The 20,766-nt window shown below is 45.0% G+C and carries 20 protein-coding genes; 5 read left to right on the forward strand and 15 right to left on the reverse strand.

The window, feature by feature from the left end; all coding sequences use genetic code 11:
* Positions 1-53: 53 nt before the first annotated feature.
* The 7 genes from ACZ42W_RS19510 to ACZ42W_RS19540 form a co-directional block, all read right to left on the reverse strand.
* Entirely contained in the window at positions 54-1,205 is a 1,152-nt protein-coding gene (locus ACZ42W_RS19510) for an acyl-CoA dehydrogenase (RefSeq protein WP_464166922.1), read from the reverse strand.
* Positions 1,195-2,784, reverse strand: coding sequence for a class I adenylate-forming enzyme family protein (locus ACZ42W_RS19515; RefSeq protein WP_464166923.1), 1,590 nt, complete (start codon positions 2,782-2,784; stop codon positions 1,195-1,197). The genes ACZ42W_RS19510 and ACZ42W_RS19515 overlap by 11 nt, the downstream gene beginning before the upstream one ends.
* A 43-nt stretch (positions 2,785-2,827) precedes the next feature.
* The gene (locus tag ACZ42W_RS19520) at positions 2,828-3,109 is read right to left on the reverse strand and encodes a ferredoxin family protein (RefSeq protein WP_464166924.1); all 282 of its coding nucleotides are present in this window, start codon (positions 3,107-3,109) and stop codon (positions 2,828-2,830) included.
* On the reverse strand, positions 3,106-4,401 hold the full coding sequence (locus ACZ42W_RS19525) for an FAD-dependent oxidoreductase (protein WP_464166925.1): 1,296 nt from the start codon (positions 4,399-4,401) through the stop codon (positions 3,106-3,108). Before ACZ42W_RS19525 ends, ACZ42W_RS19520 begins: the two co-directional genes overlap by 4 nt.
* Positions 4,402-4,448: 47 nt before the next feature.
* On the reverse strand, positions 4,449-5,393 hold the full coding sequence (locus ACZ42W_RS19530; RefSeq protein WP_464166926.1) for an electron transfer flavoprotein subunit alpha/FixB family protein: 945 nt from the start codon (positions 5,391-5,393) through the stop codon (positions 4,449-4,451).
* A 15-nt stretch (positions 5,394-5,408) separates the two neighbouring features.
* On the reverse strand, positions 5,409-6,179 hold the full coding sequence (locus ACZ42W_RS19535; protein WP_464166927.1) for an electron transfer flavoprotein: 771 nt from the start codon (positions 6,177-6,179) through the stop codon (positions 5,409-5,411).
* A 69-nt stretch (positions 6,180-6,248) separates the two neighbouring features.
* Complete coding sequence (locus ACZ42W_RS19540; protein WP_464166928.1) at positions 6,249-7,463, reverse strand: CoA transferase; 1,215 nt, start codon at positions 7,461-7,463, stop codon at positions 6,249-6,251.
* 522 nt (positions 7,464-7,985) lie between these two features.
* Between ACZ42W_RS19540 and ACZ42W_RS19545 the strand changes: the two genes are divergently transcribed.
* Together ACZ42W_RS19545 and ACZ42W_RS19550 are read left to right on the forward strand one after the other, a co-directional pair.
* On the forward strand, positions 7,986-9,917 hold the full coding sequence (locus ACZ42W_RS19545; RefSeq protein WP_464166929.1) for a sigma-54-dependent Fis family transcriptional regulator: 1,932 nt from the start codon (positions 7,986-7,988) through the stop codon (positions 9,915-9,917).
* 321 nt (positions 9,918-10,238) lie between these two features.
* Positions 10,239-10,517, forward strand: coding sequence for a helix-turn-helix domain-containing protein (locus ACZ42W_RS19550; protein ID WP_464166930.1), 279 nt, complete (start codon positions 10,239-10,241; stop codon positions 10,515-10,517).
* Positions 10,518-10,736: 219 nt separating this feature from the next.
* Here ACZ42W_RS19550 and ACZ42W_RS19555 read toward each other — a convergent pair whose 3' ends face one another.
* Positions 10,737-11,075 carry a hypothetical protein gene (locus ACZ42W_RS19555; protein WP_464166931.1) on the reverse strand — a complete coding sequence of 113 codons (339 nt, stop codon included), beginning with the start codon at positions 11,073-11,075 and terminating at the stop codon, positions 10,737-10,739.
* 20 nt (positions 11,076-11,095) lie between these two features.
* Here ACZ42W_RS19555 and ACZ42W_RS19560 point away from each other — a divergent pair, with 20 nt between their 5' ends.
* Positions 11,096-11,626, forward strand: a complete 531-nt coding sequence (locus tag ACZ42W_RS19560) for a DUF3102 domain-containing protein (RefSeq protein ID WP_464166932.1) — start codon at positions 11,096-11,098, stop codon at positions 11,624-11,626.
* Between the two features lie 479 nt (positions 11,627-12,105).
* Here ACZ42W_RS19560 and ACZ42W_RS19565 read toward each other — a convergent pair whose 3' ends face one another.
* From ACZ42W_RS19565 to ACZ42W_RS19575, 3 genes are all read right to left on the reverse strand, one after another.
* On the reverse strand, positions 12,106-12,996 hold the full coding sequence (locus tag ACZ42W_RS19565) for a hypothetical protein (protein WP_464166933.1): 891 nt from the start codon (positions 12,994-12,996) through the stop codon (positions 12,106-12,108).
* Positions 12,993-13,871: a DUF488 domain-containing protein gene (locus ACZ42W_RS19570; protein WP_464166934.1), complete on the reverse strand. Its 879-nt coding sequence runs from the start codon at positions 13,869-13,871 to the stop codon at positions 12,993-12,995. Before ACZ42W_RS19570 ends, ACZ42W_RS19565 begins: the two co-directional genes overlap by 4 nt.
* 214 nt (positions 13,872-14,085) lie before the next feature.
* Complete coding sequence (locus ACZ42W_RS19575; RefSeq protein ID WP_464166935.1) at positions 14,086-14,253, reverse strand: hypothetical protein; 168 nt, start codon at positions 14,251-14,253, stop codon at positions 14,086-14,088.
* An 810-nt stretch (positions 14,254-15,063) separates the two neighbouring features.
* Between ACZ42W_RS19575 and ACZ42W_RS19580 the strand changes: the two genes are divergently transcribed.
* Positions 15,064-15,216, forward strand: a complete 153-nt coding sequence (locus tag ACZ42W_RS19580) for an RAxF-45 family protein (RefSeq protein ID WP_464166936.1) — start codon at positions 15,064-15,066, stop codon at positions 15,214-15,216.
* Positions 15,217-15,320: 104 nt separating this feature from the next.
* Entirely contained in the window at positions 15,321-17,243 is a 1,923-nt protein-coding gene (gene abc-f, locus ACZ42W_RS19585) for a ribosomal protection-like ABC-F family protein (protein WP_464166937.1), read from the forward strand.
* A 319-nt stretch (positions 17,244-17,562) separates the two neighbouring features.
* Here abc-f and ACZ42W_RS19590 read toward each other — a convergent pair whose 3' ends face one another.
* The 4 genes from ACZ42W_RS19590 to ACZ42W_RS19605 are packed head-to-tail and all read right to left on the reverse strand — an operon-like array spanning position 17,563 to position 20,766.
* Complete coding sequence (locus tag ACZ42W_RS19590) at positions 17,563-17,736, reverse strand: DUF4236 domain-containing protein (protein WP_464166938.1); 174 nt, start codon at positions 17,734-17,736, stop codon at positions 17,563-17,565.
* Positions 17,737-17,749: 13 nt separating this feature from the next.
* Positions 17,750-18,481 carry a PP2C family protein-serine/threonine phosphatase gene (locus tag ACZ42W_RS19595; RefSeq protein WP_464166939.1) on the reverse strand — a complete coding sequence of 244 codons (732 nt, stop codon included), beginning with the start codon at positions 18,479-18,481 and terminating at the stop codon, positions 17,750-17,752.
* On the reverse strand, positions 18,478-20,355 hold the full coding sequence (locus tag ACZ42W_RS19600) for an AAA family ATPase (protein WP_464166940.1): 1,878 nt from the start codon (positions 20,353-20,355) through the stop codon (positions 18,478-18,480). The genes ACZ42W_RS19595 and ACZ42W_RS19600 overlap by 4 nt, the downstream gene beginning before the upstream one ends.
* A 12-nt stretch (positions 20,356-20,367) precedes the next feature.
* A complete protein-coding gene (locus ACZ42W_RS19605) occupies positions 20,368-20,766 on the reverse strand; it encodes a hypothetical protein (protein WP_464166941.1) in 399 nt (132 codons plus the stop codon).

Below are 20,766 nucleotides of genomic sequence, written 5' to 3' on the forward strand. Positions count from 1 at the left end.
CCAGTAAAGGATAAAGAATAAAATCATTTAACGATGCGGTTTAAAGTCTATCATTACTTGTATTGCTTCAGAATCGCTCTGCCAGCAGCGTGAATCATAATCTCGTCAGTACCTCCGCCAATTCTGAAGACACGAGCATCCAGCCATAATCTCGAGATACGGCAATCAGTGGTGTAACCAATGCCACCCATAATCTGCATCGCATCATCAATAACTTCATTGGATGACCGGGCACAATAGAGTTTGGATAAGGCAGAAGAGATTTGAAGAGGAAGACCATTATCTGCTTCCCAAGCACACTTATAGACCATATTCTTCATGTTCTCTATCTTAATTTTCATGTCCGTGAGTTTCTCTTGAATAAGTTGGAAGGAACCGATGGTCTTGCCAAACTGTACCCGTTGATTAGCGTAACGAGCAGCATCCTCAAAGGCACATTCCGCATAACCCAACACAGAGGCGGCCATTAACAGACGTTCCAGTTCAAAGTTAATCAGAACCTGCTTGAATCCATTGCCTTCAACGCCGACCAAATCTTTTTCCTCGATTTCAACGTCTTCCAGATACACTTCACAAGTATCCATCATGTGCCAACCAATTTTCTTTAACTTTTCAATTTTGATTCCTGGTTTATTCATGGGAATCCACCACATCGTAAAGGCATTACGTTTGTCGGCATCACCCACCTCTTCGGAATTTCGGGCCAAACAAAGCATATAGGGTGCTGTAAGGGCATTGCTCATAAAGGTTTTATGACCGTTAATATAGACTTTGCCGTTTTTCCGGGTAAACGTAGCAGTAGCTGCACTGCTATCGGAGCCTGCCTGAGGCTCGGTAAAGCCTAATACGAAAGCAACTTTACCCGCTTGAACCTCGCGCATCGTGTCTGCCTTTTGCTCTTCAGAGCCAAATTCCAGCATATCCGCGATGGATAAAGCTTGCCCAAATGCAAAGTGGGGGCCGCCGTTTTTGGTTATTTCTTCGGCAACGAGCATCATCGTCATCGTATCGACAGGAGTTCCGCCGTACTCCTCAGGAACACCTAACATGCTAAAACCATTTTCCATTAACGAATTAATAAACTTCTGTGGGTACTCGCCTTTCTCATTACACTCTTTCATATATTCTTCTGTACAATCTCTAGCCATAACCTCTCTAAGGCTTTCCAATAATAATTCCTGTTCTTCAGTAAGTCTAAAATCCACAGTATTTCTCCTCCTCATATTGCTTTATTTCAGTGAATGTCTTGTACATTTCTCTAACCCTATATTTTTGAATCTTGCCAGCGCTGTCCACTGGAAAGCTTTCGACAAATTCAATATAGCGTGGCTTTTTATAGCTGGCTAATTGACTTTTACAGTGCTTTTTTACTTCATCAGCAGTGAGAGTCCATCCCGTTCTGAGCTTGATAACAGCCATAACTGCTTCCCCAAATACGGTGTCAGGAATACCAATAACAGCGCAGTCCTGAATAGCGGGATGACTTCTGATGACACCTTCAACTTCCTGAGCAAAGACATTTTCTCCACCCGTCTTAATCATGTCTTTTTTGCGATCCAGCAAGTAGTAATATCCTTCTTCGTCCTGCCTGAATATATCCCCGGTATAGACCCAACCATCCTTGATGGCCTTCGCCGTTAATTCGGGCTGACTATAATATCCCAACATGACGGAAGGACCTCTTACGATACACTCCCCCGCTTCTCCGATTTGAACATCCTTACCTTGCTCGTCGACGATACGTATTTCGAAAAAAGGCATTGCCCTACCAACGCTTTTAATTCTTGGTGAAAGGTTGACCGCCATTTCACGAGTAAGCACGTGCCCTGTCCCAGCGCCTGATTCGGTTTGTCCCCAGCCATAATTGATTTCACAGTTAGGAAAAGCTTCATAGGTTTTGAGAAGGATTTCAGGTGAAGTTCCACCTGCTGACATCTGAACGAGCCTGACCGATGAGAGATCGAAGTTCTGAAAGTTGGGGATATCAAAGAGTCTGAGATACGTACTGGGTGGTAGAAGCATAAGATAAGTCACTCGATAGTCTTGAATCTGCTTGAGTATTCGTTCGGGATCAAAGACATCGCTGATTACGAGTTGTGCACCAGCTGCTACAACTGAAAATAACCAGGATACTCCACCTTGATGATGAAGTGGAGATTGGGTAAGCACCACTTCACCAGGACTTGCCCCCATTTTGTTTTGTGTCATGATGCTAATGGTTTGGAAGAGGTCGCTTTTATGTGTCCGCATGACACCTTTCGAACGGCCAGTTGTTCCACCCGTAAATTGAATTCGACTTAAGTCATTTTCTTCAACGCAGACCTCAGGCTCATGCTTTTTCTCATGACATCCTAATTGTTCAAAGGAGTATTCGTCTAAAGTATGCTTCCCTGAACAAATTAGTAATTTCACAGTGTTAAATCGTCCTTTTACTTCTTCTACCTTTTCAGCATATATATCGCTATACACAAAAGCTTTGCATTCAGCGGAATCTAATAAGCACTTGATTTCCCGGGAAATTAAACGATGATTCAAGGGTACTGCGACCGCCCCAATCTTCAGGAGGGCAAAAAGCAACTCAACAATCTGATTGCAATTTGGAAAAAGATAACCTACTTTATCGCCCTTTGTAATCCCAAGATCCATCATTGAATGAGCTAGGCGGTTAACCTTCTCGTTGAGCTCCCGATATGAAAACCGTTGATTCTTATACACAAGAGCCGTCATTTCTGGATATTGGTTTGCATTTCGTGTTAAGAGATACCCTAGATTAGAAGGGGTCATACTCCCCTTACCTCCTCTCCCCTTTTACTAACAATCTCATGTTTTATCCCTGACGATAGATGATTCCGAATCCACCCCTCGGATACTTCCAATCGAGGGCCTTCTTATCACAGACTGCCCGACACGTTCCGCACTCCAAACAACCGGCCCACTCGACAATGATTTCTCCATTCTGCTCACTGTATAGACCTACAGGACAGACAAACAGACAACGCTTGTCCTGGCATGATTTACAGAGTGTATTGTTAATGATGATATGGGGTTCTCCCTCATCCACTTCAAACTTGTCTAAATTTAATTTATCTGTCAAACTCAAACGGTTCATAGTGCTCGTACCCCCATAATTCCATCCTTTGCTAAGTCGAACATGGAGATGCCGCTTTCCTTAAGCGATTTCATCGCAACTTTCATCAGATGTTCCTTTGGCGTCAAGTCTTGTGTATAGAGCTTGCCAAATAGATTATTGACCATAAGTGAATATTGTTTATACAGGCGATCATTCTCCATAAATGCTGGAGCCTTGGCATAAAGCTTCAAGTCTTTCATAACAAAACTCTCATTAAGGTTACGACTATAGGCACTTAAGCTACTCTCACTAAAGTCACCCTTCGCCTTCGCTTCGATAACAGCATCCGCTGCCACCATACCTGAACCGATCGCTAGGTCCATTCCTCGGATAACGAGCCCGCTGTTAATCGTGAATCCTGCGGCATCCCCGATGATGAGCATCCCATCAGTATAGAGTTTCTGCGGTACCATATTCAGCCCGCCTTCACCGGTTAGATGCGCCCCATACTCGGTCATCGTTCCGCCTTTCACTAGGGGAGCAATCATGGGATGCTCAAGGAGATCATCTAAGACCTCGGGTGGCTTTACTCGTTCCTTCACCAAATCATCCAGGCGCATGACAATACCTATCGAGAGACTCTCCTGATTGGTATAGAAGAAAGCCCCACCTGCAACCCCACGAGTTGCCTCACCTAAGATGGCATAAGCTGCCCCTTCATTACCTGTCAATCTAAAGCGCTCTTCGATTACTCCCCTTGGAAGCTCGATAACTGCTTTGGCACCGACTGCGAGATGGTCCAGTTTAATCTCCCCGCGTAAACCAGCTTCCTGAGCAATGAATGAATTAATGCCGTCCGCTGCGATTACGACGTCAGCGAGCATTTCTTCATCTCCAGTACTAATCCCAATGACACGGTTTCCTTCTTTGATCACCTTTTCCACTTTGATGCCAGTGACAATCATTGCGCCGGCTTCTTCAGCCTTGTCAGCCAGCCAGCGGTCAAATTTCGCCCGAAGTACGGTAACCGCATTATACGGGGTATCCCCCAAAGCTTTGCCCTTGTACTCCAGATTAAAGTAGTCATCTTTGGTCATCAGTGTGGTGATATAGTTGGTTATATAACGCTCAATCGGGGCTTCTTCCCAAAACTCGGGAATCAGTTGATCCAGAACTCGGCTATAAAGAACCCCACCGCTCAGATTTTTACTGCCAGGATAATCCCCGCGCTCAACGACCACGACTTCTATCCCCGCCTGTGCTAATCGATAAGCGGCTGCTAGCCCCGCAGGGCCAGCCCCGACAATTATGACTTCGTATTTATCTGCCATTTAGTCTCACCTATTCTAATATTGATCTAAGACCAATTTCATAATGTTTACTTGTTTGCTTTGAATCTCTCAGTCAAGAGAGGAAGTACCTTATAAAGATCCCCAACGATTCCATAGTCAGATTGTTTGAAGATTGGCGCTGCTTTATCTTTATTGATGGAGATTATTACTTTGGCTTGATTAGCGCCAACCATGTGCTGTACCTGTCCTGAGATTCCTACAGCAAGATACACCTCAGGTTTCAACATCGCCCCAGAAACCCCGATATATCTTTCAGTAGGAAGCCAATTGACTCCCTCAGCAATAGGGCGAGAACATCCGACCTCTGCTCCAATCTGAGCTGCTAATTCTTCAACCAATTTAATATCTTCCTGATTCGCTATACCGCGGCCAATGCTCACAACCCGTTTGGCCGCACTGAGGTTGACCGAAGAACTTTCTTTACTCTTCTTCTCGAGACGCTTGATTTTAGTGGTTGGTTCTACATAATCTACAGCGACTACTTTCCCTTGTCGAGTTGCATCTTCTGGTAGAGCTGTGAAGACCCCCGCTCCAACTGTCGTAATCGTTGTTTCTGTCAGAGCTCTCTCTGTTCGGAAAGCGGCCCCGCCATAAACCATATGCTTGACCTGAATTTTCCCATCTAAAACAATTTCGGCAGCATCCACCAGAGTGCTAGTCCCAAGACTTGCTGCTAAACGACCCGCAATAAGTTTTCCCCTTTTAGTTGGTTGAACCATCAGTAGGTCAGGCCTCTCAGTTTTGAGAAGCTCCGAAATGGTCTTTACGTAATCTTCCATCATATTTTCTGGTTTCGCCTCACCCAACCAGTAGACCGTGTCAGCCCCCATGGCTATCGCCTTTTCAGCCTCTTCCTTCGTTCCTAGGACCACCGCTGCGACTACTTCTCCAAGTTGTCGACCCCCGGCACACAGCTGAGCTAAGCCCGCTTCTTTTTCAGCCAATACCCATACTTTATTGATCTTACTCATCTTTTTCACCATCCCCTAGAGAAGTTCTTTATGAATGTTCTCGAAAAGCTTCTGGACGACTTCTTCAGAATCGCCCTCTAATATAATCTGTTTGCGGTCAACCTGTTCGGGCGCCAAAGTGCTCAGAATTTCTGTAGGTCTCGTTATACCCTCTGCCCCAAGATCGGAAAGTCCCCATTCAGTAACCGGTTTTTTCCCTGCAGCCAGGATATTCTTCATACTTGGAATGCGAGGCTGATTGATATCCGTTGTGACAGAAATCACTGCCGGTAGCGGTACTTCGAGTACCTCGACCTCGTTTTCCAGGGAACGTTCGACGATTAACTTGTCTCCTGCAGAAGTGATTTTGCTCACAGCATTAACTGTAGGGACATTTAATAATTCACCCAACTGTATTCCGACTTGCTGGGAGTATAAATCCCCAGATCCTTCTCCGCAAAGGATGAGATCATAATCTCCTATCTTCTGAATGGCTGCTTCGAGTACTTTAGCTGTTAGATGAGCATCCGCATTCTCCAAGCGTTCATCAACTACGAGGTAAAGATCTTCAGGACCCCTGGAGAGGATTCCCTTCTTTAATTTTGAGTTCTCCAGCTGTTTATCACCCACGCTGAGGGCAGAAACTTTTCCTCCTACCGCTTCAACGATTTGCATCCCTGCTTCTACAGCATTTTGGTCATACTGCCCAATCTTCCACTCTGCCCGCGCTAAGGAAAGGTTGCGGTCAGCCTGTACCACAATATCCTGTTCTTCCGGGACGATTTTGTAACATGCAATAACGTTCATAATTTCACCTCAATATCAGTAATGGTGACCTGAGAATTCAGGTCTTGGCAGCCAAGTTAGCTCATCAGATTATTTCCCCTTGATTACGCCATTCTCATAGAGGGTCTTAATCTCATCTTCTCCAAAGCCTAATTCACTTAAGACATCTTCATTATCCATCCCATAGGTCGCTCCACCGCGGAAAATCCGACTGGGGTTTTTCACAAATTTAGGAATAGGCCCTACTCCTTTAACCATACGATCAGTAATCGGATCATGCCATTCCGTTATTGTCTCTCTCGCTTGGTAATGGGGATTTTCCAGCATCATTTCATAGGTCATAATCACACTGCTTGGAACATTGATCGAATTTAATATTTTGTCGACTTCCTCTGCAGTATGGCATCGACAAAAATCTTCAGCTGCCTTTACGAACTTCTCTGCCCTAGGTCCATCGCTCTTAAAGATAACCGTATGTGGCTCAGCAAAATCCGGATCATCAGCTAAACCCCAAAGAGTCTCTACTCGTTTCAGAGTGGCAGCACCACCCAAGGCTAACATGACCCAATTACCATCCTTACATTTTTGGACATTTTCCAAGGCCGATTTAAGATCTTTATTCCCCATACGAGGAGGTTGTTTTCCATAGTTTACCCCTTCTGTCAGGAAGTTCCCTTGCAGACGAGCCAGTGCTTCGTACTGGGCGATATCGATACTCTCCCCGATGCCCGTTTCCCGAGTACGATAGAGCGCTGCCATACAAGACCAAGCTGCAGTGAGAGCGGTGATATAATCCCCTGTAAATGGTTTTACCGCATAAGGTGGTGCTGGATCCGGCTCTCCGTTTATGGCCATATAACCACTAAACGCCTGACCGACGGGGTCATAGGAACCTCTCTTAATATAATCCGGATCCCCGGTCTGCCCAAAACCAGAGACATGGGCGATAACAAGCTTGGGGTTTATCTCCCAAAGCACCTCATCAGTTAGCCCCCATTTTGCCCAGGTTCCTCCTTTGGAATTTTCAACCAAAACATCACACCCTTTAATCAAGCGAAATAAAATCTCGCGACCTTCAGGTGATGGAATATCCAAAGCAATACCTCTTTGATTTCGATGTTCTACTGTAAATACGTCTCCGAACATGCGAAACATATCTGGAGCTAACGTACTTTCAACATAAATGACATCGGCCCCCTGTTCAGCGAAAAGCGTACCTACAAAGGGCCCGGCTATTGCGGAGCCAATGCTTACTACCTTTACGCCGTGCAAGTTTCCGAATGTCGGCATCTCATTGCTTTTCATAATGAATACTCTCCCCCTTACATTTGAGTTGTCGTTATTACTGCTGACGTATCTGCCCTACGACATGGATAATTGCAAGACTCATGCCAAAGTCTTGGTTAATAGTAAAAATCCCACTACCGTCGTATGTGAATGACTTCTTTAGCACTTTTCAATTGATTATGAGAATGTAATATTGTTCACTAACTTGAACATACTGTTCAAACACAATGTTCAATACCTAACCTAGCACTAAATAATAATCTAATAATGGAATAATCCTTAGCATTTATTTGATAATAAAACAGAGTTGGTGTAAGATTATTACTGATATAATGCCTAATTATTTATCATTTTTTCTAATGCTAAATCTAATTAGTGAATGTATTACTACTGTTCTTCCCCTGAACAACCAAAGAATTGTTCAGTAATGGGCTGATGATAAGGCATACGCTTTAGCAGTAGTGAAATATAGAACGAAGTTGTGTACTCCTCCCCTACTAGTTTTTATTGCGTATAGTTTTTTTAAGGAGGTTGAGTGAAATGCCCAGTAACCAGGAAGAAGTTCTCGAGGCTTGGAAGACTTTTGTCTCTAGTGGAATTATTCTAAAAGACAAAGTTAACCCCTTAGTTGCCCAGTCATGGGAGCGTTGCCGTGATTATGGGCTCGATCCTTGGTCTTCAGACTTTCCTAGAGCTGACGTTTCTTTATTGCAAGAAAAGAAACATCAGTATGCTGAATTGTTATCCATAGCCGCTCCTGTAATGAATTATATCTATACCTTGCTCAATTGTAATATTAGTATTTGTGATCCAGAAGGCTTTGTTTTTGAGTTAATTACCCCCATTAAGAACTATCCCCGAACTTTAGGAGCTTACACCAATGAAGCTTCTTGCGGAAACGGTGCTATTACAATCACTCTTAAGGAGAAGGTCCCTATGAGATCCGATGGGTACGAGCACTACCGCATGATTTCCCAAAACCACTCTGATGTTAGTTCACCCATTCTATTAGATGGCATTTTAATTGGAGTCCTCAACGGGGTGAGTCCTTTTGGTAAGCTCCCAGAAAAAGCGCTACCCATGCTTATTTCAGCGACTAAGATAATTGAACGGCTTCTCGTCGAGAAGCAGGAGCGTTTTATCTCCTTTGAAAATACAGCTTTGTTCAAAGAAATGATAGATTACTGCTCACACCTCGTAGTAACCTTGAATAGTGATGGAATTGTAGTCACAGCTAACCGGGCTTTCGAACACCAATTAGGTGTTCATAGCTTTGCTAACAAGTCCTTGGGACAATATCTTGTCGATAAAAGCGATTTGTCAATCCTCATGGATAACTGTCACGAACAACTGGATCAAGAATTTAAGTTCAAGGGAGCATCCTCAAATAAAAAACAGGCAATTCCTGGCTTTCATTTGCTGAGAAGAAGACAGATTCGGCTGATTAATGGGGATACCCGTACCATGCTCATTTTTAATGGAAGCTCTTCTATCCCCCTTAAACCTTGTAAACCTCAAAAAATTGATTATATAGGACAAAGTACGGCTTGGGCCAAAGTCGATGCTGTGATTCACAAAACGGCTCAGTTCCCCTCCAATGTATTACTGATAGGTGAGACCGGGACAGGTAAAGAAGTCGTGGCTAAAGCCATTCACCGCCTGAGTCAACGAAAAGGAAATTTTGTGGCCATCAACTGCGGGGCTCTTCCTAAAGACTTACTTCATAGTGAACTTTTCGGTTATGAAGAAGGGGCCTTTACTGGTGCGCGAGCCCATGGTTCAATTGGTAAATTCGAACATGCTCACGAGGGGACCCTACTTCTCGATGAGATTGGTGAGATGCCGCTCGATATGCAAGTCTCGCTCCTGAGATTTCTCCAAGAGCGAACCATTACACGAATCAATTCAAACAAACCCAAAAAAGTGGATGTTCGCATCGTAGCAGCGACCAACAAAGATATGGCTGAACTTGTTCGAATCGGGCAATTCCGGCAAGATCTCTACTATAGACTCAATGTCATTGAGATTAACCTCCCTCCTCTCCGTGAGCGAACCAGTGATATTCCCCTTTTGGCCGAGCACTTCATCTCTGAATTGTCCAAGCAGTTCAATGTTCAACCCAAGCAGATCAATGAAGAAGCACTTCATATACTTTGCCAATACAGTTGGCCCGGAAATGTAAGGGAATTAAAAAACGTGATTGAAAAGGCCATGATTTTGTCTGACGGCCTGGAAATTTCTCCTGAAATTTTGCCTGATTATATCTTGCGCTCTCATCACACGGATCTCCAACCCAAGAAGTTTGATCCGAAAGATAAAGTTTCTGAACGTGAGCATATTATCCACCTGTTGGAACAATACGATGGTAATATTTTTAAAACTGCTAAGGCCTTAAATATAGCTCGGAACACTTTGTATCGAAAGATAGAAAAACTTGATATTAAATTAAAAACTTCAGCTATTACAAAATAGTAGTGTTTGTTGAATAATTGATCTATTATTCAGGCGGCCAGACGGCCGCCTTTTCTGTAGCATTTTAGCCTATGCTTTTTTAAATTAAAATAACAGCTGTTATACCCAAGGTTCCAAAGCAATCCTGACTCCAAATAATTGCTATTGAAGCTCTCCGCCTTATGATTGAGCTCTAATTGATGCTCAATTTCGAGCATTATTAATCAAAATATCTCTTGTATTTTAAAAACTGAACATCATCTAATACATCCAACTTACCGTCGGTCTGTTGTCGTATCACCTCTCGGCAAAGCCCCATTCTATGTAACATAGGTGATATTATTGAGTTTGTTTGGTGTAAATATGCAGAAATATCTTCAGCGCTTATCGGCAGCTTATAGCCTTGCGGGCTGTTTGTTTTGCTATGAACGGAATATAACGTCCAATGCTTTGAGCTATCGTGCGGCAGTTCCCCAGTCTACGATCAAAAGCATTTTGAATGACGAGAGCCAAAATCCCGGAGTCGTAACCATTAAAAAGCTATGCGACGGGCTGGGAATTACTCTGTCGGACTTTTTCAACACGGATGTCTTTAGTAATCTGGAGCAGGAGATCAAATGACCCCATCCAGGCTATAAACTGCCATCGCATATCTGAATTTGCAATGTGCAAGAAATGCACATTCCTTTTTTCATTTTTGCTCCCTTTCAAGCTTTACTTTCGATCGATTGATCTTCATTTTGAAAAGCTGCTTCCTTCATTATCCGACATTGATCCCCAACTGAGGAAGCATTTTATGAATCAGGAGATGCTTGTGTTCATAGGCTGCCTTCATATATTTCACCCAGTGCGAATGGTCAAACCCTTCTTTTTTGGCAAATTCATAATAATTGTAGATGCGGCACGAGTGCGGGTCACATAAATAATGGTGGGGCATTTCTTCCCTTCCAGCAAATCCCGCAGGGCATTGTACTTTTCTTCCTCATTCTTCTCAAACACTTCGTTGCGCAGATTAACCCTGGAGGCATTGGCCGAAAAAACCTTCAGGTCAAGGGACAGCTTCTCCTGAAAGTAAGTCCGGATATCTTTAATGACCTTTTGCTTGGCTGTGGCCGTAAAGCAGGAGACCGGGATGTCTTCACTTAAGCCCTTCTTTTGCTTCCGGCCAGGACAGTGCAAATTCGCAAACGTTTGCGAATTTGGGGTATTCCCAGGCGGTAATCCTGCTGGGGATTCCGGAGGATGAGCGGGAAAAATTCATGGCCGAGAACGATGTGGAGAACATGTCGGCCCGGGAGCTCAAACAGGCGGTCAAGGAAAGAGATCAGGCCCTCAGTGAGAGCGCGGATCTGCAAAAAGCCCTGGACGCCCAGAACGGAGTCATCACGGAGATAACCGCCGAGCGGGACAGTCTGAAGAAAAAGGCCGCAGGCTTCCAGGAAGCCCTCAAAAACAATCAGTCCACCATAAAAAACCTTCAGCAGCAAGTGACCGCAGCCAGAAACACCGGCGCCTCCGAAGAAAAAATCGCGGCCCTGGAGAAGAATCTTAAAGCCGCCCGAGCCCTGGTGACAGCCAACAAGGTGGCTTTTCAGTTGGAAAGCGTGAGTAATGGATTCGAGGTGCTGCTGACAGAACTCACTAAGTTGGCCGCAGCAGATCCGGAAACCCATGAGAAATACAAGCGTGCGGTCGGTGAGTTTGTCGGGAAGGTCACGGAAAAGCTATGATGGAGCAGGCCGTACAATAAAAGCAGAAGCCCGGGTAGCTTTTTGGCAGCCCGGGTTTCTGCTTCAGGATATTTATGGATTGCTTCACACTTTACTGTATGCCCTTGTCCGGGAATGTGTGACAAAGCTGGATAGGTTTATTGAATAGTAGGCTCAAACTAAATTTTACTACTGCAGGCGGAAAGATACTCACTCTGTTGATTCCAATTCTCGGGAGGATCTGAGCCAGGCTGAACTACCGACTAAGGTTTCTTGGCCGGCTGTCCATCCCCTTTTCCTTATTCAGCATCACGGTTTTCATCTTGAATGGCTATGACTTTGAGCCCAGGGAACTGCCCTCCATTCACGAATCCTGCTTCCCCTTCCTGCTGCACTTTTAAAAGGATATCCATGGCATCGGCAACTTTAGCCTCAAGTTGAAATACATCTTTTTATAATCCGGCATTATATATACCCCTATCTCAAGCAGCGGCAAGTCTTCAGGTCATGGTCCGGTCCTGCCGTCTGCTTTGAATATCAGGTTCCGCCAACAAATCAAACAAACTCATCTGCTGATTTGAGGAGGGCATTGGCGGGTAGAAAACGCCGATAATAATAAACGGGTTAGGAGCGACATTGTGGAACTGCTTTGTAGTGCCTAGAAAGAAGTACAAATCACGTTTTAAGAACATGTCAAGATACTTCTCCTTGACCTTTGCAGTTGCTACGGCTTCATCATTGCCCGCTCTACATAAGCAACGCCTGTACAGCATGCCGATTTCCCAGTCCTCAACCATCATCTTGGATTGCTTGCCTGAATCGTCTTCGAACCGATACGAGAACTTGTATGGTACTTTCTGCACAACCCTGAACTCTTCCTCGATTTCCTCAATAGTCTTGAACAAATTCAGTTGCTGAGACTGACTTTGAAGGCTCGCCAGTTTTTTCTGGTCCCAGTCCCTATCGTCCGCCTCAATCACAAAGTCGAGTATCTTAGTTGGCTTGAATACAGCAAGGGATGTTCTGGAAGGGGACTTTGCCTCATTAATCAACGTCTGCAAATTAGTGTAAATTTGCTTGTTCTTGAAAATAATCCTGCGCCGCTCATCCCAGTTTGCCTTTTTGGTTTTTGGCTCGACAACCATGGTTGATATGTCGGGGCGGTAGGATTCAGAGCGAAAATCTGAAGTGCTGCGCTCTGCATTAACCTCTACCCAAGTGTACTTTGGGTATTTCTGGTCGTCGTTCAGCAACCTGAAAGGCATGGGGTAAAGGCGAATCCAAGAGCCATCCTCAAGAACTCCAGCGGTACATACCAACTCCGAGTATTTTTCGGAGATGGTCGGGTATGTTTTGACCAAGATGTAAATGCGCTTCTTTTCAAGCATCATAGGTCTTGGCTCCTTACTTGGTATGTTTTAGCTATATAGTCCCTGATAATGTGCCGATGGCACATTTCCGGCTCGCGTTCAAAGCACATCAGGGCAATGCGAGTGTTTGTACGCAACAACGTATAGACTTCTTCAAGAAACACACTTCGGCGTGGGAGAGTTTTAGCGTAATCCTCAAACAAACACTGGAAGTCCTCCGCCGTTTCAAGCGAGCTACGCTTATCGGACTCAATGCCGAGGTCGGGAATATGAACATATCTTATTCCGACTGTCTGCGTGATGTGTTCGAGTTTCTTTTTAGAAAAGCCAAACTTGCGGCTAAAGGGGTTCTTACGAACATCGCACAATAATCGAACGTCATTCTGGATTAAGGTGTTGCTGAATGCCTCAATACTCTTGCCCTCATAGCCTATCGTAAACAAGACCTGTCCAGTCTTGGCATAGGTTTGCTTACCGTTATTGAACCGCTCCAGTTCCTCACCGCGAAAGAGCTTTTTTGTGATTTCGCTGTTTATCGCATAATACGGGTACTCACGGTATGCTCTACGGATAAGGGCATTGCCTCTCTCTGGTGCAATTCGAAAAGAAGCTCCTTTCGGAAAGTCACCGACGGCTTTAATCCTGGTACTGTCTTGTAGATATTCAATCGTCACGAATCCATCCCGCTGAAGGATATCCAAATCCTCTTTCAACTGAAACGAATACGAGCCAAACTTATACGGGACGAACTCGTAAAAACCCGAACCCTCAGTCATCGTGTGGAGAAACACCAATTTCTGCAAATCGGTAGCTGTCACACCGTCATTAAGTTGGTGGAGGAACGCCAATAGAAAGCGTTGGCGCTTATATGTGGGCCGATTGCCTATCTCGCTCATTTTTCACCTCCTTCTTTTATTTATCGTCTCCTGGTTCGAATACTACTGGTCACTGCATCCATTTCAGTACTGCCGTGATATTTCTCCATTTTGGGGCAAGTTTCTGACCAAGGCCCAAACAAGAACGTATGTTCTATTGACATTTTACATCAAGGACGCTCCTTTGACAATAAATAAACACCGAAATGTTTGGTTACTTAGCAATCCCCTATTCTTATTCAGAATCACCATTTTCATCTTGAATGGCTATGACTTTGAGCCCAGGAAGCTGCTCTCCATCGACGAATTCCGCTTCCCCTTCCTGCTGTGCTTTTAAAAGGATATCCATGGCATCGGCAACTTTGGCCGCAAGTTGGAAATACATCTTTTTATAATCCGGCATTATGATCTATACCCCCTATCTCAAGCAGCGGCAAGGCTTCAGGTCATGGTCCGGTCCTGCCGTCTGCTTTTATAGGGGAAATTAAAAAGCGCATGCGAGGTTTTTTTCACCCTACACATGCGCCTTGCTTCGTTATTTGCTGAATCCTAAACACCTAACCCCCATCAACCGGAAGCAAACCGGCTGTGAACAGAGAAACGGTCCGCATCATGGGCATACGAACAATCCTTTCCATGTCCGGGGTCAGGAATAGGCTGAATATCTTGCTGCGTGAAGCCGCACAGTCTACTCCTTGCCGATGTCCTATTATACTCACTTCACCTGCAACACAGGCACCTTGCTTGTGCATAAACGGGCAGCAATGTATAATAAGAATGTCGTCGTGGACAGCTGGACTGTTACGTGTAGGTGCTGACTCACCTGCTCGTGCCTGGAAGTGCTCCAACACTTTCAGGTCACGGCGACTTTTTAATTTCCACCTATTTCTAATTATAGCTTTTTTGACGGGGATTGCAAGGCATGGGCAAGGGCTAAAGGAAAAAAACCGTCTTGTCCGCTTCGGGCATCGACATATTTCATATTGACAGGACTATGATTGATCCACTGATGATGCTTCCTTTAGGCTTTGTCGGCGTGGTCTGTAACTTGAGATCCAAGGCATTGAGCGGCCTAACCGGCATAAAGACTCCTAAGAAAGGCAGGCGCAACAGAACTGCCTGGACTTTATCATAGAGACAAAGAATTTGGTTGATTATTCCACAAGGGTTATGTTACGATATCCATATCATTCAGTGAAGGAGGTGTGGTAGGATGTATCGCGATTTTGCAATGCTCCGTCTGGAACAGTTGCCCATAGCAATCTTTGGAATTATGTATGCGGTTTCATTGAATGGGATAGCTATGCCCATTTTTAAGCAACTGAGTACGGATCAACAAAATTGCGAAATGACACACCTACCATAACCGCAAGACTATTTGCAGCTACGACCGTAGGGACATTTCCCTACGGTTTTTTTATGCTTAAATCGGTATGATGCGTGTCATTTCCCTGAGGGAGAATGAACATCATGATTGATTTTCGACACATCAAACTATCCTTTGGCACCCATGAAGTGCTTACCAACGTCTCCTTTAACATTCAGCAAGGAGAGCGAGTCGGTCTGATTGGCCGTAATGGAACAGGAAAGTCCACCCTTTTAAAATTAATAACCGGAACCCTTCAGCCTGAACAAGGGCAAATCGCCCTGCGCAAAAATACCAGGATGGGTTTCTTAGCTCAGACCCCTGAATATGACGATATCATGAGCGTCTATGAAGCATTGGAACAGTGCTTTCAGGAAGTAAAGAATTGGCAGCGGCAACTGGAAGAATTAGAGCAAAAAATGTCCGACCCTATGAACGCCGGGAATCATACACTGAGTCAACTGATGCTGGACTATGGCCGACTTCAGGAAAAGTTCGCAGAGGCAGGCGGATACCAAATCGCCTCCCGCATCGACGGGGTTGCCAGCGGACTGGGGATCACGGCGGATGACTATCCCCGGCCCTTTTCCTCTTTATCCGGCGGAGAAAAAACCAAGGTGGGTTTGGCCGCCTTACTCTTGACCCAACCTGACCTTTTACTGCTGGACGAACCCACCAATCACCTGGATATGTCCTCCATCGAGTGGCTGGAGAGCTTTTTAAATAACTACAGGGGCACCGTCATCGTGGTTTCTCATGACCGTTACTTTTTAGATCGGGTGATCACTAAAATCATTGAACTGGAAAACGGGGAAGCCGTAACCTACCAAACGAACTATAGCGGCTATCAGAAAGAAAAAGAGAGCCGCCTGCTCTCAGAGTTTGCAAATTATCAGGAACAACAGAAAAAGATTAAAAAGATGCAAGAATCCATCAAACAATTGATCGAGTGGGGCAACCGCTCCAACCCACCGAATCCCGGTTTTCACCGCCGCGCCGCCTCCATGCAAAAGGCCTTGGACCGGATGATTAAGTTAAAGCGGCCGATCCTGGAACGGAAAAAAATCGACCTGCAGCTTGAACAAAGCGACCGTTCGGGAAAGCAAGTGATTTCCCTAGAGGGAATCAGCAAATCCTATGCTAACCGCTCCCTTTTCAGCCAAGTCCATGCCCAGCTGTTGTACGGCGAACGGATCGTCCTGATCGGCAAAAACGGCTGCGGGAAAAGTACGCTCCTGAAATTGATCCTAGATCAGGAGAACCCGGATCACGGTGAGATACGCCACGGCTCACGAGTTGACATCGGCTATCTCTCCCAGAACAGCGCACCCCTCAAATCCGACCAAACCGTCCTGCAATATTTCCGGGCCGAACTGGCTATGGAAGAAGGTGAAGCCAGAAAACAGTTAGCTAAATTTCTCTTCTACGGTGCCGACGTTTTCCAGATGATCGGCAGTTTGTCCGGCGGAGAATGGAGCCGGCTGCAACTGGCCTTGCTCATGGAGCAAAAGCCCAATCTGTTGTTGCTGGATGAGCCTACCAATCACCTGGATATTGATTCCCGTGAAGCGCTGGAAGAAGCCTTGAAGGAGTTTCCCGGCACGCTGCTGGCCGTCTCTCACGACCGGTATTTTATCAATCGTTTGGCTCACAAGGTTTGGGTGCTTGACCAAGGGGAAGTTACGGCGTACTTGGGCAATTATAATGACTATCTGGAAAGAAAGGCCGCACAGGTTACTAAGGTCGGAGGTAAAACAAACAGTCCAGCCATCCTTGCCAATAAACGGGATCAGCCGGTTAAAACCGCTGTCGCTAAGGCAGCTGATCCGGGTCAGGCAGCTGCTCAACTTGAACAGGAAATCACTACACTGGAGCAACAAATGCTTGATCTTGAGGCGCAAATGTCTGACCCGGCCGTTTCTTTTGATGCAGTGAGCCTTGCTGCGTTGCAGCAGGAACGGGAGGCTATGGGAGGCCGGCTTGATTTGTTGTATGACCGGTGGGTTAGGTTAGCTGACAGGTCCTAGAGAATGGGGTTCCCTGACAAAAGAATGCTTTAGTCGGGGAACCTGGAACTTGCCAGGGCTTCGCCCTCCGGCTTCTTGGCTTACAAGGTTTTTTTCGCGGGAGAGTGATGCTACCCAGCGTCACTCTTTGTTGTTATGAGGCACTTCATCATGATCACTCTCCCGGATAAACCAAGCGCTTTACGCCGTAGGCTTACCCAGGTTCGGATTACAGTCTAAGGCCCATACGTTCACGCATATTGACATCATTGTCCAGCATGATCTCATAAGAGATGTATTTCTCGAACTGGGTGTTCTGCTCCTGTTTTTCCCCGATTCGTCAACATAAGACAACCCCTGTACCGGGGATGGAATATGCACTACGAGCTGTGCCTTTCGCGGTTCTTGTTATATGGTAACCGGGTACGCTCCAGCTGTAACCGATTCCGGACTTGCTAAGATTAATCTTGAAACCACCGCCAAGATTGATACTCTTTCTCATTCTGAATCCCATAGATAAATCTTCTCTATTTCTCTACTATGACAACCGAAATATCGTCCTTTGAACCAGCTTCCAGCGCTGCTTGAACAATATTATTGCAGGTTGTGACTCCCAACGCTTCTGATGTCAGCAAACGCTCCAAATCATCTATTCCAATGTAATCATGCACGCCATCAGAGGTCAGCAACATGGTATTGAAATCTTGTATCTCTGATATGACGAGTCTATCAAGCAAAGAGGCTTTACCTCCGCCAAAGCAGTTGGTAATCTCATTACGGTTGCTGTGATCAGCTTCATCAATTCTTCCCATTTTCAGTAAACGATTATGGACAGTATGGTCTGAGGTCAATTGTTTAAGATACTTGCCCTGCAGGACATACGCTCTTGTGTTTCCAATATGAAGAAGGTTCTGTTGTCCATCTGCAAATACTACGCCTGTTAAGGTTGTTGCGGCGACTGGAAGCCCATTCGCGCTACCTGCAGAAATAAGAGCAGTATTAATCTCCAGCAGCAACTGTTGTAAATCTTGGGGGTTGGATAGTGCCACATTGTTTTTCATATGGTCAGCAACAAAGGTTGATGCGAAGTGACCACCTGCATTCCCTCCGACGCCATCTGCGACGCATATTACTCCAGTTGTAGGTGCCATGAATTCAACCTCAGCCTCATCGTCACAAACAAGCGAATCTCCGACAAGGACAGCATCTTCGCACTGCTCTTTACCAACTCCGCATTTTACCGCAACATATACTGTCATAGGCTACCCCTCGTGCAATCAAGCAAAAACGGCATATTCTTTGCGTCGATTGAGTTAATAGTAATTTGTTCATCGCCCTTAATTGCATTGTCAAAGAGATAGCGAGACAGCGGGTTGATTAGTAAGCTCTCCACGATATTACCAATCCCCCTTGCACCATTTGAGAGATTGCTTAATGACTTTTCAAGCAGCGTAGCACGAGCCTCTTCGCCAATTGTCAACTCAATCCGTTTTTCGCTTGAAAGGTTGCCAATAATCTTCTTTATTTGTGCATTAAGGATAGTCTCAGCTATTTCTGGACGAATAAAGTCAAACACAACGATATTTTCGCCGATACGGTTGAGAATTTCGGGGCGACCAAGTTCTAATTTGAAATAGTTTTCAATCGCTTGGCGCACTTTCGTTTGTACTTCACTGTACTCCATTTTTTCGGTAACATTTGCCTCACGAATGCCCATGTCATTGCGCGTGAAAATGCCCAGATTGCTCGTAAAGATAATGATGCACTCAGAAAAGTACACTGTGTTGCCTTGTCCGTCAGTCATACGTCCATCTTCGAGTATTTGAAGGAACTTATCAAAGATAGACGGATGCGCCTTTTCAATTTCATCGAACAATAGTATTGAGAACGGGTTCTCTTTTACGGCATTAGTCAACTGGCCGCCCGCTTCGTAACCCACATATCCCGGAGGCGCTCCGAGCAGTTTTTGGTCACTATGGCTTTGACCATATTCACTCATGTCAAAACGAATACAGCAACTCTCGTCACCAAACAATTTTTCCGCGAGAGTTTTTGCGGTTTCAGTTTTACCAGTACCCGTGGGGCCAGCAAAAAACAGTATTCCTTTAGGCTTGGTGTGAGAAGACTGCTGCAACCCTGACATACCCGTAACAGCGCGCTTAACAATATCAAGCGTCTTAACTATCGCGTAGTCTTGACCTTTGATTCTCTTCTTAAAGTCATCATAAGCCGTTGCAAGTTCGTTCTCGTCGAGTTTGTCCCACGGGTTTTCTCTAATGCCATACTTGTATAAGTCAATGACCGATGGCATCTGACGAATGCTGATACGCTCATTTTTACAGAGCCGGCGCAAGCCATTAATCTCGGTGAAGCAAAAGCCCTCGGTTAACCCCACGAATTTGTCTTGCACTTTGTCAAGTTCTTCAGAGTGTTCGTTGTAATATCCAATATCCGATTCATAAACATCTGAAGCGAAGAAACTGGGAAAGTTTTCGCCTTTTACGAGTAATTCACGCTCCTCACGGGACGGAACTCCTAACAATATCGTCTTAACATTCGGATTGTCGTGGTAGAACCATACAGGGATGTCATTGAGTTTATTAACTATCATTATAACGATGTTCTTTAGTATTCCGCTTTCAGTACGGACATCTTTACCCTCAAGTGAAGCAAGAAGAAGGTTCGTAAAGCTATCCAGCTCAGCTTGCGCCAAATTGTCCGGCGACGTAATATAACGCGAAGCAAGCGTCATGATTATTGCCGTTGCACTCGTATTTTGGCTTACAGCCTTGCGAACGATTGACGCAGCGGAATTGCTTTTTCCACCAAACTCAGCACGAACATACTTCCCGTCGAGTTTTGTTTCAGTAAAATTGGCGAAAGCTTCGATATTGCCATCCTCACAAGAATTATTGAAGCCTTGCAAACTGTCGAAGAAGGCAACGGTCTGATAACCCATATCCTTAAAGTAGTAATGCAAATATTCGGGCAAGCGTAGAATACTCCCTTTGGAAATTCCACCTTCTACCGGATATTGATAAACATCGAGAATGTTTCCCTCAACAATAATCAGAGGCTTAATTTTGCTGAAGATGCCCAGTTCGCGGTGCCATTTCGGAATGTAATCAGCCATTTTCGTTCCCTCCTAATTAAGCCCTTTAAGCATTTCCATCATCTTCGATGCCCTGTCACGAGCATATTCGTAGTTAGATATTACTTCTATAATTTTTTCATGAGTGCGAATAGGCATATGGTAACTTCGCAAACAAACACCTTCAGAAAACCCGATTCGAATGGTCATGTTCATACTACCAGCCGTTTCAAATTTTCCTCCAGACGGAACTGTTTCTTTTAACTTTTGGTATTTTTTAAAATTCTCCACCCATGCATCCATGTATTTATCGATTTCCCTGCCATCAAGTGTTACAAATGTACCATTATAACGCAGGTCTGGCCCCGAAAAGTAGTAGCGGATATTCCAGCTCGTTGATGATACAATCAGTTCACCACCAGTTTTAAGTTTTTCAGTATATGTACCTGCCAT

The sequence above is a fragment of the Desulfitobacterium elongatum genome (assembly GCF_055378975.1).